This window comes from Solwaraspora sp. WMMD791 (assembly GCF_029581195.1).
In the GTDB taxonomy this organism is placed as follows: domain Bacteria; phylum Actinomycetota; class Actinomycetes; order Mycobacteriales; family Micromonosporaceae; genus Micromonospora_E.
On sequence record NZ_CP120737.1, the window covers coordinates 2300148 to 2314101 of the forward strand.

At 72.9% G+C, this 13954-nt stretch carries 9 protein-coding genes and 2 pseudogenes; 5 read left to right on the forward strand and 6 right to left on the reverse strand.

Annotated features, from left to right (window positions below):
• Positions 1–175: 175 nt before the first annotated feature.
• From O7623_RS10030 to O7623_RS10045, 4 genes and pseudogenes are all read left to right on the forward strand, one after another.
• The gene (locus O7623_RS10030) at positions 176–3706 is read left to right on the forward strand and encodes an adenylate/guanylate cyclase domain-containing protein (protein ID WP_282229364.1); all 3531 of its coding nucleotides are present in this window, start codon (positions 176–178) and stop codon (positions 3704–3706) included.
• 214 nt (positions 3707–3920) lie between these two features.
• Positions 3921–4193 (forward strand): annotated as a pseudogene (locus O7623_RS10035) (DUF308 domain-containing protein); the annotation flags it as partial.
• A gap of 510 nt (positions 4194–4703) precedes the next feature.
• A pseudogene (locus tag O7623_RS10040) lies at positions 4704–5057 on the forward strand (DUF308 domain-containing protein); the annotation flags it as partial.
• Between the two features lie 164 nt (positions 5058–5221).
• Positions 5222–6634 carry a trehalose-6-phosphate synthase gene (locus tag O7623_RS10045; protein ID WP_282228341.1) on the forward strand — a complete coding sequence of 471 codons (1413 nt, stop codon included), beginning with the start codon at positions 5222–5224 and terminating at the stop codon, positions 6632–6634.
• A 51-nt stretch (positions 6635–6685) separates the two neighbouring features.
• Here O7623_RS10045 and O7623_RS10050 read toward each other — a convergent pair whose 3' ends face one another.
• The 6 genes from O7623_RS10050 to O7623_RS10075 form a co-directional block, all read right to left on the reverse strand.
• A complete protein-coding gene (locus O7623_RS10050) occupies positions 6686–7504 on the reverse strand; it encodes an alpha/beta fold hydrolase (protein WP_282228342.1) in 819 nt (272 codons plus the stop codon).
• Positions 7501–8910 (reverse strand): NAD(P)-binding domain-containing protein, encoded by a 1410-nt coding sequence (locus O7623_RS10055; protein WP_282228343.1) that lies wholly within the window; start codon positions 8908–8910, stop codon positions 7501–7503. Before O7623_RS10055 ends, O7623_RS10050 begins: the two co-directional genes overlap by 4 nt.
• Before the next feature lie 37 nt (positions 8911–8947).
• Positions 8948–9685 (reverse strand): endonuclease/exonuclease/phosphatase family protein, encoded by a 738-nt coding sequence (locus O7623_RS10060; protein ID WP_282228344.1) that lies wholly within the window; start codon positions 9683–9685, stop codon positions 8948–8950.
• Positions 9682–10629, reverse strand: coding sequence for an ROK family glucokinase (locus tag O7623_RS10065; protein ID WP_282228345.1), 948 nt, complete (start codon positions 10627–10629; stop codon positions 9682–9684). Before O7623_RS10065 ends, O7623_RS10060 begins: the two co-directional genes overlap by 4 nt.
• Before the next feature lie 121 nt (positions 10630–10750).
• Positions 10751–11500 (reverse strand): hypothetical protein, encoded by a 750-nt coding sequence (locus tag O7623_RS10070; RefSeq protein ID WP_282228346.1) that lies wholly within the window; start codon positions 11498–11500, stop codon positions 10751–10753.
• A 10-nt stretch (positions 11501–11510) separates the two neighbouring features.
• Positions 11511–11972: an SRPBCC family protein gene (locus O7623_RS10075; RefSeq protein WP_282228347.1), complete on the reverse strand. Its 462-nt coding sequence runs from the start codon at positions 11970–11972 to the stop codon at positions 11511–11513.
• A gap of 177 nt (positions 11973–12149) precedes the next feature.
• Between O7623_RS10075 and O7623_RS10080 the strand changes: the two genes are divergently transcribed.
• Positions 12150–13946 carry an AMP-dependent synthetase/ligase gene (locus O7623_RS10080; protein ID WP_282228348.1) on the forward strand — a complete coding sequence of 599 codons (1797 nt, stop codon included), beginning with the start codon at positions 12150–12152 and terminating at the stop codon, positions 13944–13946.
• The last annotated feature ends 8 nt before the right edge of the window (positions 13947–13954 follow it).

Consider the following 13954-nt stretch of genomic DNA (forward strand, 5'->3'; position numbering starts at 1 on the left):
GACAGTTGACCACACCCGCGATACTCGGCCTGAAACACGGCGGTGACCTGCGGATGCGGACCATCCCGCAGTGCTGGATCAACCGCCGCCACGCCCGAATCGTGAGCCGCTGGCCAGGGTGGTCGGCCAGATGCGACAGTAGGCTCCCGACTCGACGATCCGCGAGGAGGCCGACATCGCTGCTCCCTGCGAGAAGTGCGGCCGAACCGCAGCCGACACCGACCGCTTCTGCGGCGGCTGCGGTACGCCGCTGACCGCCATCTGCGCCCACTGCGACCGGCCGCTGCCGGCAGACGCGAGCTTCTGTACCTCCTGCGGGCAGCCGCAGGGTACCCGACGAACGGTCACCGAACCGAGCCATGAGGACCGTCGACGGGTCAGCGTCCTGTTCATCGACCTGATCAACTTCACCCCGTACGCCGAACGCGCCGACCCGGAGCAGGTCCGGCGGACCCAGACGGCCTACTTCGCCGTCGTGCGCCGCGTCGTCGGTCAGTACGGCGGCGTGGTCGAGAAGTACATCGGCGACGCCGTGATGGCCCTGTTCGGGGCCCCGGTGGCCACCGAGAACGACGCGGTCCGCTGCGTCCGGGCCGGGCTCGACCTGCGGCGCGCGCTCGACGACTTCACCGACGGCGTCGGCGAAGGGCTGCGGTTCCGGATCGGGGTGGCCACCGGTGAGGCGCTGGTCGACATCGCCGCCGCCCGCGACGGCGGGCAGGCCTTCGTCGCCGGTGACGTGGTCAACACCGCCTCCCGGCTGCAGTCGGCGGCACCGCCCGGCGGCCTGCTCGTCTGTGGCGTGACCCACGCCCTGACCAGGGACGCGATCCGGTACGACGCACAGCCGACGGTGACCCTGCGGGGCCGGTCGTCGCCGACCGAGGTGTGGCTCGCACTCGCTCCGCTGCGTCCACCGCCGGTCGACCGGCAGTCCGACGCCACCCCGTTGATCGATCGGGAGCACGAGCTCGGTCTGCTCGTCAACGCCCTCTACCGGTCGATCCGGGAGCAGCGACCCCAGGTGCTGACCGTGCTCGGCCAGGCGGGGATCGGCAAGAGCCGGTTGGTGCGGGAACTGCTGCGGCACACCGAACGGATGGTCGACCAACCGGTCACCTGGCGGATCGGCCGCTGCCCGCCGTTCGGGGAGAACGTCACGTTCGCCGCGCTCGCCGACATCGTCAAGGCCGAGGCCGGCATCCTCGACACCGACCTGGCCTCCGTCGCCGCGCAACGGCTCGCGGCGGCGGTCGGTGACCTGGTCGGGCCGGAGGCCGACCGGCTGGTCGACGCGCTGCGCCCACTCGTCGGGCTACCACACCGCAACCTGCCGGCCGAGGAGACCGAGTCGGCCTGGCGACGGTTTCTGCTGGCGCTGGCGGCCCGCCAACCCACCGTCCTGGTCTTCGAGGACCTGCACTGGGCCGACGAGGCGATGCTGCGCTTCGTCGAACTGCTCGGCGCCACCGCCCGGCAGGTGCCGTTGCTGCTGCTGTGCACCGCCCGGCCCGAGCTGATCAGCCGGGACCCGGCCTGGGCCGGGAGCACCGTCGGCGCGCTGACCGTCACGCTGCCGCCGCTGCGCGACAGCAGCGTCGCCACCCTGTACGCCCACATGTTCGGCGGCGTGCCGTTCTCCGCCGACCTGCTCGGCCCGCTGGTCGAGGTGGCCGACGGCAATCCGCTGTACGCCCACGAGTACGTCCGGATGCTGATGGAGCAGGGGTCGCTGCGGCGCAGTGGTCGCGGCTGGGTGCTCGACCACGGCGCGGGCCTGGCGATCCCGGACAGCGTGCACGGGGTGATCGCCAACCGGGTCGACCTGCTGGACGCCGCCGACCGGGCGGTGCTGCTGGCCGCAGCCGTGGTGGGCGTGCAGTTCTGGCCGGGGGCCGTCGCCGCCGCGCTGGGGCAGTCGGTGGAGCTGGTCGACCGGGCGCTGCGCCGGCTGGAACACCGCGACTTCGTCCACGAACAGACCAGTTCGGCGATGGCGCAGCAGCCGGAGTTCCGGTTCCGGCACGTCCTGGTCCGCGACGTCTGCTACCAGCGGCTACCGCGCAGCGAGCGGGTGGCCCGGCACGCTCGTACCGCCGACTGGCTCGACACCCTCGCCGGCGACCGCGACACCGACCTGGCGGAGGTGCTCGCCCACCACCGGTGGGCCGCTCACGAGATCGCCGACACGCTGGGTCTGGACACCGGTGTCTACGCCGGTCCCGCCCGTGACGCGCTGCACCGGGCCGCCCGGCGGGCCTACGCGCTGCACGCCCTCGACGTCGCCGCCGGGCACGTCGAACGGGCACTGAGCGCGGTACAGCTCGCCGACACCGACGAGGCGGGACCCCGGCTGCAGCTGGAACTGCTCGGCGCCGAGATCGCCTTCTTCCGCGACGGCCCGGCCTTCCTCGCCGCCGGTGGCGCCGACCAGTTGCGGGCCCTGGCCGACGCGCTGTCCGCCGTCGCGGATCAGGGTTGTGCGGCGCGGGCGTGGACGCTGCTGGGGCGGGCGGCCTGGCTGCGGACCGACCGCGCCGGCGCGCTGCGGTGTCTGGACCGGGCGGTGGAGCTGTTCGACGCGCTGCCCGACAGCGACCAGAAGGCCGACGCGTACGCCGAGCTCGGTCGGTTGCACATGCTCAACCTCGAACGGGACCCGGCGATCGCGGCGGCGGAGGCCGCGGCCGAGATCGCCGAGCGGCTCGGCCTGACCGAGACGCTGGTCGACGCGCGGATCACGGTCGCTATGGCCCGCTACCAGTCGGGCGAACGCGACGGCCTCGACCAGTTGCGGGCGGCCACCGCGATGTGCCGCGAGCAACAGTTGCTGGCCCTGCCCCGGGCGCTGCAGAACCTGTCGTACGCGTTGTGCGAGGAGGGCGACTGGTCCGGCGCGCAGGAGCTGATGGCGGGTGCGGCGACCGGTTCCGGGCAGAGCACCGGGTATTCCGGCGAGGCGATGCGGGCCTACTTCGCCGGCGACTTCACCGCTTTCCTGGCCGCCGCCGACGCCTTCGTGGAAACTCCGAGCGGGCGGTGGGACATCCAGGTCCGAGGGCTGCGCTGCTGCCTCCGGGTGCTGCGCGGCGAGCCGGTGCCCGGCGCCGAGGCCGGTGACGTCGACGACGTCGCCGACGCGGTCCGGGCGGCCCGCGACAGCGGGTTCCGCCGGCCGTACTGGAACAGTCTCGGCCTGGGTGCGCTGTGCCGGGCGTTGCAGGGGCGCGACACCGAGGCTGCTGCCTTGCTGGAGGAGCTGGACGACTCCTGGTCGAGGGTGCCGGCACTGGCCAGCGGCGAGTGGATCGCCGCGGCCGCGTTCGCCGCCGCGATCGCCGGGCGGGCGGGCGCCGTACGGGTGCGGTCGATGCTCGACCGGGTGCGCCACCGTACGCCGTGGGCGCAGGCCGCGCTGGCCACGGTCAGCGCTGCGGTCGCGGCCGCCGACGGTGACCACCGCCGGGCCAACGAGTTGTACGCGGCGGCGGCGGTCGGGTTCGGCGAGATCGACGCCGTCACGGACCGGATGATCGCGCTGGCGCTGGCCGTCGGCGCCGCCCGGCGGGCCGGTGACCGGGAGGCGGCGATCCCGGCGTTGACCGAGGTGCAGGGATTCGCGCTGCGTAACAAGGCACCCGGGTTGCTGGGCCTGGGTGAGCTGGGCGCCGACGACTACGGCTGGTCGCCGACGCTCGCGTCCTGACCGGCGGCGGATCACGTCCTGTCCGGGACCCGACCGCGTCGTGACCGGTGGCGGGCCGCCGGCCCGACCGGTGGCGGGCCCTCGGGCGCGAACGGCGCGCCCGACGCACTCCCGCAACCGGCTCCCGGCGTGTCACGATTCAAGGGCACGGCACGCCCCGGCCGGGGCCGCCGGTGGGACAGGGCGCGACGGCGACCGGTGAGGAGAGGGTTCGGTGTCTGCGGGTGGCGCGCGCCGGGGGCGGCGGGACAACGGCCTCGACGCATCCGAGTACGCGGTGGCCGGCGACGTCGATCCGCGGGTCGGCGAGCACCTGCTCGACGTGCTCGCCGCCGGTGGGATCGCCGCGTACCTGCAGCCGTCGTCGGACGTCAATCCGGTGACCCGGACCACGACCGTGCCAGCGCGGCCGATCGACCGGCTCTTCGTCGACCGGGTGCACCTGGACACGGCCCGGGGCTACCTGGTGCAGCTCGCCGAGGACGGCCCGCCGACGTCGGGCGGCCGGGCGACGCCCGGGCCGGCAGGTGCCGCCGGGTCCGCTGGTACCGACGGGCCAGGCGGTGCGGTGGGAGCGGGCGGGCCGCCCGGCGCTGACGGGCCGGGCCCGGCCGGATCGCCCGATCGGCGGGCGACGCCGGATGCCGACGTCGAGGCCGCCTGGGCCGGGATCATCGCCAACTACCATCGGACCGCCCCGACGGACGTCGGCCCCACGCCGTGGCCGGCGGCCGAGAATCTCCCCGGCGGGCAGCGCGGGACCGGAGCCGGGCCGGTCGGCGACGGCACCGCCGACGCTGCCCCGGCCGACTGGTCGGGCGTCGACGCCACCGGCACGACGCCGCCGCAGCGGAACCCCGGCCAGCCCGCCGACGGGCACCGTACGGCCGGCGACGACCGTACCGGTGATGTCACCGACCCCGCGCGCCGCTCCGGTGCCGAGCGCTCCGGGCCGGCGGACACCGGGCCGACGCGGGGCGCGGGTGCCGACGATCCGCTGCCGTGGGCGGTCGGCTTCACCAACATCTCGATCGGCCGCCGGGGCGACGAGCCGTCCCTGTTGGACGGGTTGGACACGTTCGGCAGCCGGCTGCCCGACGAGCCGGAGGAGGGCTACACCCCGCCGCCGCCACCGCCACTGCCCCGGCTGTCGTCCGCGGCGGTGCTCGGGGTGCTCGCGATCGTCGCGGGGTTCATCCTGTTCGTCTTCCCGACTGTGCTTCCGGTGGACCGCGGGTTGGCCATCCTGCTCGGTTTCGCTGGCGTCGTCGGTGGCTTTGTCACTTTGATCTGGCGGCTGCGCCCGGACCACGACGAGGATGACGACATCGACGACGGTGCTGTCGTCTGAACCTGACCACTGGATGGCGGAAAATCTGATTCATTGACGACCGTGGTCACTCTGTAACAGTCGCGTAACTTGCTCTCAGTAGGAATAATTCCGGTAGTCGCCCCCTCACACGTTCGCGATCACTCGCCATGCGCGGCCCTGCCGCGGCGAAACGAGGTCCCCTCATGCGTCAGAGTTCTCTCGTCGTGGTGGCCAACCGGCTGCCGGTGGACGACAGCGTCGCACGCGACGGCGCGTGCGAGTGGCGTCGAAGCCCCGGCGGACTGGTCAGCGCACTGCACCCGATCCTGCAGCACACCCCGGCGACCTGGGTCGGGTGGGCCGGTGGCACCGGGCCCGCGCCGAGCCTGCCGGACATCGACGGCGTGCGGATGCACACCGTCGCGCTGTCCGCCGAGGACATTCAGGACCACTACGAGGGCTTCGCCAACGCCACCCTGTGGCCGCTCTACCACGACTCGGTCGAGCAGCCGACGTACCACCGCCGCTGGTGGGAGGCGTACCAACGGGTCAACCAGCGGTTCGCCGACGCGGCGGCCGCCGCCGCCGAACCGGGCGCGATCGTCTGGGTGCAGGACTACCACCTTCAACTGGTGCCGGGGATGCTGCGGGCGCTGCGCCCGGACCTGCTGATCGGGTTCTTCCTGCACGTACCGTTCCCGCCACCGGAGCTGTTCATGCAGCTGCCGCGCCGAGCGGAGTTGATGCTCGGCATGCTCGGCGCCGACCTGGTCGGCTTCCAGCGCGCCCAGGCCGCGCACAACTTCGCTCAACTGGCGACGAAGGTGCTCAAGGTGCCGGCCACCGACCGCCGGATCGCGATCGACGACCGGGTGGTGCGCATCGGTGCTTTCCCGGTCTCGATCAACATGTCCGAGATGGAGTCTCTCGCCGCCCGGCCCGACGTGGTCGAGCGGGCCCGGCAGCTGCGGGCCGACCTCGGTGACCCGCAGCACGTGATCCTCAGTGTGGACCGGATGGACTACACCAAGGGCATCGAGCAGCGACTCAAGGCGTACAGCGAACTGATCGCCGACGGGCACATCAAGGTCCGTGACACGGTGATGGTCCAGGTCGCCGTACCCAGCCGGGAACGGGTCGAGCAGTACCGGATCCTGCGCGACCGGGTCGAACGCGAGGTCGGCCGGATCAACGGCGAGTTCGGCCGGGTCGGCGAACCGGCGATCCACTACCTCAACCAGTCGTTCAGCCGGGCCGACCTGGCGGCGTTGTACCGGGTCGCCGACATCATGGCGGTCACCCCGCTGCGCGACGGGATGAACCTGGTGGCCAAGGAGTACGTCGCCGCCCGGGTCGACGACGACGGTGCCCTGCTGCTCAGCGAGTTCGCCGGAGCCGCAGCCGAATTCCAACAGGCGTACCTGGTCAATCCGCACGACCTCGACGGTCTCAAGTTGACCCTGATGCACGCGTTGGAGGCCGCGCCCACCGACATCGCCGACCGGATGCGGTCGATGCGTGAACACCTGCGCCACCACGACATCCGAGCCTGGGTGCACGGCTACCTGACCTCGCTCGACCGGACCGGTTCGCTCGCCGCCCGACTCACCGCCTGAGATCGCACGGCACCGGGCGGGCCCGCGCGGCACCGGCTGAGCCGCGTGGGCTCAGCCGGTGCCGGCGTCCAGCCAGTCGAGGATCGCGTCCACCGGCTCGGTCCAGCGGGCGTCGAGCATCAGGTCGTGTCCCATGCCGGGAAAGAGCAGCGGCGCCCCGCCGAAGCGCCGGGCCACCCGGTTCAGGGCGGCCACCGGCACCACCTGGTCGTCCGGGCTGCCGAGCACCAGCACCGGCGGATCGCCGACCGGCGGTTCGAACCGTTGCCGCGCCAGCAGCTGCCACTGGGCACGCGCCGAGGCGGAGCCGAGGCGGTCCACGTACGACTTGGCCACCTCGTCGGCCAACTCCCGGCTGAACAACTGGCGGGCCCGCAGCCGCAGCCCGGCACCGAACAGCGCCGGTACGGTACCGAACGGGTGCCGCCGCAACGCCGTACCGAGCAGGGGCCAGCCGCTGAGCACCGGCGCGGCCAGCACCGCCGCCCGCGCCGGGTAACGGGCCAGCGCGTGGGCCACCACCAGCGCCCCGGCGCCGTGCCCGACCAGCACCGCCTGGCGGGGCAGTCCGGCGGCTGCCTGCACGACGTCGTGGACGTACGCCCGCAGGTCCGCCCGGGGTGCCGGGGCGCTGGCGCCGTGCCCCCGCAGGCTCACCGCGGCGGCGGGGAAGCCCCGCTCAGCGACCCGGTCCAGCCAGTGTTCGGCGAACACCCACGCGCCGTGGCCGAACCCGGCAACGAACAGCAGCGGTGGCCGACCCTCGTCGCGCAGCACTTCGCCGTGCAGCACCTCACGGCGGACACCCGGGACCGGGTCGGCCCACTCCCGGGTACGCAGGATGCGGGTGGTCGGCGGACGCGGGCTCACCGGGCCGACACCTCCAGACTGTCCAAGGACGATTGCAGGGCACCCAGGTAGCTACGGTGGCCGACCTCGAACCAGTGCCGGGGCGAGTCGTCGTCGCACACCGCCACGTCGTGCCAGTCGCGGCCACCGGCCGCCGACAGCCGCTGGGTCAGCGCGGCGGCGCCCGCCGGATCCGCCGTCCGGGCCCGCAGCCAGCGGGCGAACAGCACGGCCTGCCAGTGGACCAGCGGGAAGATCCCGATGTCCGGCTGTGGCAGGCCGACCACCGACAGGGTCGGCCGCTCGGGTGCGAACAGATGCAGGTGCAGCCGGGGCCGCCCGTCCGGACCGGCGCCGAGCAGCCCCGGGTCGAGGAAGTCGAACCGCGGCCGGTAGCCGGTGGCGAGCACGACCAGATCGGGGTCGATCTCACTGCCGTCGGCGAGTTCGACGGTGTGGCGGCGGAATCTGGCCACGTCCGGCACCGGTGCGACGGTGCCGTGCCCGATGTGGTGCACCAGCTGACTGTTGACGATCGGATGGGTGGCGAGGACCTGGTGGTCCGGTGCGGGTAGCCCGAAGCGGGTCAGGTCCCCCACGGTCAGCCGGAGCACCCGGTGGCGGATCCACTGCCGCAGCCAGCGCGGCAGCGGCAGCGCCGACAGCCGGGCGTGCAGTTGGTCGAGGGGTCGACCAGAGACGTACTTGGGCAGGTACCAGTAGCCACGCCGGGTGGAGTGCCAGCACCGCGCTCCCTGCTGGCCGGCCTCCACCGCGATGTCACAGCCGGTGTTGCCGCCGCCGACCACCAGTACCCGGCGGCCGCGCAGTTGCGCGGCGTCGTGGTAGGCCGCGGCGTGGATCACCTGACCGGTGAAGTCGGACAGTCCATCGTAGGACGGTTCGTGCGGGGCCCAGTTGTGCCCGTTGGCGACGACCACCGCCGCGTACCGCTGGGTGCGGCTGGCGCCGCTGCCGCCGGTGCTGCGGGTGGTCACGTCCCACCGGTCGCCCTCGGCCGGGGTGACCCGGACCACCTCGGTGCCGAACCAGATGTGTCGGCGCAGGTCGAAGTGGTCGGTGTAGCGCTGCAGGTAGTGCAGCAGCTGGCTGTGGTGCGGATAGTCAGGCCAGTCGTCCGGCATCGGAAAGTCGGGGTACTGGCTGAACGGCTTTGACGAGATCAAATGGGTGCTGGCGTACACCGGGCTGCGGTCGTGGCGCCAGTTCCAGGCACCGCCGACGCCGGTTTCCCGCTCGTAGCAGTCGACCCCGAACCCCTGTTCCCGCAGATTCTTCACCGCGCACAGCCCGCTGGCGCCCGCACCGATCACACAGACGTTCTCGCTCTGCTCGGAGATCGAACGGTCGTCACGCCAGTCGGCGGCACCGGCGGCGGGGTGGGCGCGGTCAGCAGAATCAGGCACCGGCAGTCTCCTTCGTACGGCTGCGAAATCCTGCCGGTTAGCCGCCCCGCTTGTCCAGCCCCGTCCCCGGTCCGGCGAGTACCAGATCGGCGACAACCGGGAAATGGTCGCTGGCCCGGCGGGCCGCCGGGGTGTCGACCACCGTGGCGGCGGCGACCCGGATCCGGGGGTCGACGAAGATCGCGTCGATCCGCCGCCGGGGCCCGGCACACGGGAAGGTGCAGATGTCGCCGGCACCGCCGATCACCGCCGCGTCGGTCAACCCGGCCGCGACCTCGCGCCAGACCGGCGAGTCCGCCCCGGCCGCCGGTGGCGTGTCGTTGACGTCCAGGCCCAGAATCAGCGGGTCGTCGACGTCGGCACATGCCTGCCGCAGCAGGCGGGCCTGCGCGGGGCGTTCGGCGGGGTCGGTGGACAGGTGGGAGCCGACGACCACGAACCGCGCCGGGCCGACGGCGCAGCGGGCGAAGACCGCCGCGCGCAGGTGCCGGCCGGGGGTCAGCGGGAACCGTACGGTCCAGCTGTCCAGCACCCGGACCCGCAGGCTGGTCAGCAGCAGGTTGCCCATCCCCGGCAGGCCGCCGGCACCGACCACCATGGCGAACGAGTCGGCCAGCGCCGCGCTCCGGCTGCGCCAGCGCCAGCGCCGGGGTGCCTCCTGCAGGATCGCCACGTCGGGTGCGACGGACCGGACCACGTCGGTCAGCGCGGCCCGGTCGTCACGTTGGCCGTGGATGTTGTACGTCAACACCCGCAGCCGCGGTTCGCCGCTCACAACCGTCGGGCGAGGTCGGCGGCCCCCACCACACCGGCTGTGTTGCCCAGTTCGGCCGCCCGCACCTCGGCGACCGGGATCCGGACCCGCTGAGCCAGGGCTTCGGTGTAGGCCCGCTGGGCCGGGCCGAGCAGCAGGTCGCCGGCTTCCACCACGCCACCGCCGATGACCATGACCTCGGGGTCGAGAATCTGGGCGAGGTCGGCCAGTCCGATGCCGAGCCATCGGCCGATCTGAGCGAACGCCTCGCAGGAGACCGGGTCACCGGAACGCGCCGCCGCCGTCACCATCGGGCCGGTCACCGCTTCGGCGTCGCCGCCGGCCAGGGCGAGCAGAGCGCCGGCCCGGTCCGGTTCCTGGCGGGCCCCGGCCCGGGCGAACCGGACCAGGGCGTTGCCGCTGGCGTACTGCTCGATGCAGCCGTGCCGCCCGCAGCCGCAGAGGTGGCCGTCGGGTACCGCGAGCATGTGGCCGAGTTCGGCGGCGATGCCGTGGGCCCCCCGGATCAGCTCGCCGCCGTAGACGATGCCGCCGCCGATGCCGGTGCCGACGGTGAACATGACCATCGAGTCGGTGGCGTGCCGGGCGGCACCGTACCGGAACTCTGCCCAGGCGGCGACGTTGGCGTCGTTCTCGACGGTGACCGGCAGGTTGACCGCCGCGCTGACGTAGTCGCGCAGCGGTTCGTTGCGCCAGGCGATGTTCGGGGCGAACAGGACCGTGGAGCGCAGCGCGTCGATCCAGCCGGCGGCACCGATACCGACGGCGGTGACCGGATGCGTCGCGGCCAGCTCCAGCACCACCTCGACGATCACGTCCCGCGTCTTGGCCACGTCCTCGGCCGGTGTGTCGTGCCGGGTCTGCGCCACGACCTCCCCGTCCGGATCGACGACGCCGCCGGCGACCTTGGTTCCGCCGATGTCGACTCCGATGGTCAGCGTCACCGCTGCCGCTCCCCTCTGCTGTGTTCCTCGCGCGCCGGTTGTGGCACCCGGTCGGGTCCCTCGACGTGGCGCACCCGCCGGCCCGGTGGGGCCGGCCCGGGTCGCCGTGGTCGGTGTGGGCCTATCCCGGCAGTCCGTGCTCCGGCGCGGCGGGGTCCGACCCGTCCCCGTCGACCGCGTCGGCGCGCGGGTCCCGGGCCGCCACGTCGGCACCGCCGCCGCGGCGCTCGACCGGTGGTGTGTCCGCCCCGGCGACGTCGACGGGGGCGTTCGTAGCGGCTGACCAGACGTCCCGATCACCCGCTGAGTCCGAATCATCCCCGGTGCGGGTGGCCCGGCGCCACACCTCGTCGTCCGAGGTGGTCCGCCCGGACGGGGGATCGTGCTCGTCGCCGCGGGTGTTCCTGACCTGCGGATCGACGCCCGCCGGCGCGGTCGGACCCGGCTGCGGGCCGGTGCCGGTTCCGGCCTCGGCCGCGTCCGGGGCGGTCTCCCACGCACCGGGAGCGGTCTGCTCCGGGGCGGGAGCGGCCTTCCCCGGATCGGGCGAGGTCTGCTCCGGGGCGGGAGCGAAGGCGCGCAGCAGGCTGGCCACCCCGGCGGCGAAGTCACCGGCACCGGTGGCGAGCCGTTCGGCCAGCTCCGGACTCGGGTCACGCAACGCCGTGATCGCCCGGCAGATCGGGCAGATGCAGCAGGCCGGCTCACCGGTGGCCAGTGGGCCGGTGGCACCGCCGAACAGGTCCCGGAGCATGCCGAGCCCGGCGGCGCCGTGGCGCTGCCCACGTGCCGCCAGTTGCGCCATCGCCAGGGCTGTCGCCACCAGGCGTTCCGCCTCGGCGCGTGCCGAGCCGGGATCCGATCCCGCCATCTGCCGCCCCCTACCCGGCTTCCGCCGCGCCGAGCTGCTCCACCCGGCGCTTCAGCTGCGTCAACGCCGCGTCCATGATCATCTTTTCGGCCTTGCGGCGGAACATGCCCAGCATGCCGACGGAGAGGTCGACCTCCAGGGTGTAGGTCACCGTCGTGGTGCCGTCACCATTGTCCTCGATCTCGTACGAGCCGTCCTGGCGGCGCTGCATCCGCGACGGTTGCGCCAACCGCCATTCGATCCGGGAGATGTCCTCGGCGTACTCGTAGATCAGCGTGTACTCGTCGGCGAGCACCCCGGCGTCGAGCACGAAGAAGACCTCGCGGGCGTAGCCGTCCTCGTACTCCTGGCGCACCTCGACCCGCTCCAGCGCCTCGGTCCATTCCGGGTACCGCGCGAAGTCGCAGATCACCGCCGTGACCCGGGACGCGGGCGCGGTGATCACGATCGACTTGGTGGAGGACTCCGCCATGTGGGGCAGGCTACCCGGTGCCGGGCCAAGATCAAGCCGGCGGCCGGCAACGACAGCCACCAAGGTGCGCGTCAGGCAGCCGGCGCAGGTCGTCCGCCGGCCCGGTAGGTTTCGGGTAGCCGGATGCCACACCCGCAGGTCCGGCCCACTCGAGTCCCCCAGCGCAAGGGAGTGCAGGTGCGCGAGTTCTCCGTACCACCGGTCGTCACCGTCGGTGAAGCCGCCAACCTGACCGACCCGGTCTGGGACAACGCCGAGCAGGCCCCGGACGCGGTGCAGTTCACCCGCCCCGGGCCGACCGGGTACGTCGACGTGACCTGCCGACAGTTCCGCGACGAGGTGGTCGCCCTGGCCTGCGGCCTGATCGGGGCCGGCGTGCAGCCGGGTGACCGCGTCGGGCTGATGAGCAAGACCCGGTACGAGTGGACCCTGACCGACTACGCGATCTGGTCGATCGGCGCGGTCACCGTGCCGATCTACGAGACGTCCAGCGCCGAACAGGTCGCCTGGATCCTGGCCGACTCCGGCGCGGTGGCCTGCGTACTGGAGACCAACGCGCACGCGATCACCCTCGCCTCGGTCCGCGACCAGCTGCCCGCGCTGCGCGAGGTCTGGCAGCTGGACACCGGCGGCGTGGACGAGATCGTCGCGCGCGGCGCGACGGTCGACGCCGCCCAGGTGGACCAGCGTCGACGGGCCCGGCATGCCGGCGACGTCGCGACGATCATCTACACCAGCGGAACCACCGGACGGCCGAAGGGCTGCGTCCTGACCCACCGGAACATGTACGCCGACATCGCCAACGCGATCCCCGGTCTGCCGAACCTGTTCCACGAGGGTGCGTCGACCCTGTTGTTCCTGCCCCTGGCCCACTCCTTCGCCCGGTTGATCCAGATCGGCGCGGTGCATGCCCGGGCCACGATGACCCACGCCGCCGACCCGAAGAACCTGGTCGCCGATCTGGCCCAGGTCCGACCCACCTTCGTACTGTCCGTACCACGGGTGTTCGAGAAGGTCTACAACGCCGCCAAGCAGCGTGCCCACGGCGACGGCAAGGGTGCCATCTTCGACCGGGCCGACCGGGTGGCGGTCGCCTACAGCGAGGCCCTGGACGCCCCGGGTGGCCCAGGGTTCGCGCTGCGGGCCCGGCACGCCCTGTTCGACCGGCTGGTCTACCGCAAGCTGCGGGCCGCCCTCGGCGGCCGGTGCCGCACCGCGATCTCCGGTGGCGCACCGCTGGGCACCCGGCTGGCGCACTTCTTCCGGGGCGTCGGAGTCACCGTCTACGAGGGGTACGGCCTCACCGAGACCTCACCGGCGGTCTCGGTGAACCTGCAGCACGCGATCCGGATCGGCACGGTGGGCCGACCGCTGCCCGGGGTCAGTGTGCGCATCGCCGACGACGGGGAGGTGCTGATCTCCGGTGACCTGGTGTTCCAGGGCTACTGGAACAACCCGGAGCAGACCGCTGAGGTACTCACCGAGGACGGCTGGTTCCGCAGCGGCGACCTGGGCCGGCTCGACGGTGACGGGTTCCTCAGCATCACCGGCCGCAAGAAGGAGTTGATCGTCACCGCCGGCGGCAAGAACGTCGCGCCGGCTGTCCTGGAGGACCGGGTACGGGCCCACCCCCTGGTCAGTCAGTGCATGGTGATCGGTGACCGCAAGCCGTTCATCGCCGCGCTGGTCACCATCGACGAGGAGGCCTGGCCGGGCTGGCTGGAACGCAACGGCCACCCGGCCGGGCGTACCGTCGCGCAGCTGTGCGACGACCCGGCGCTGCGGGCCGAGATCCAGCAGGCCGTCGACGACGCCAACCGGGCCGTCTCCGCCGCCGAGTCCATCCGCCAGTTCCGCATCCTGAGCCAGGACTTCACCGAGTCCACCGGCGAGCTGACCCCGTCACTGAAGGTGAAGCGGGCCGTCGTGCTGACCAACCACGACGCCACGATCACCGAGATCTACGGGAGCTGACTACCATC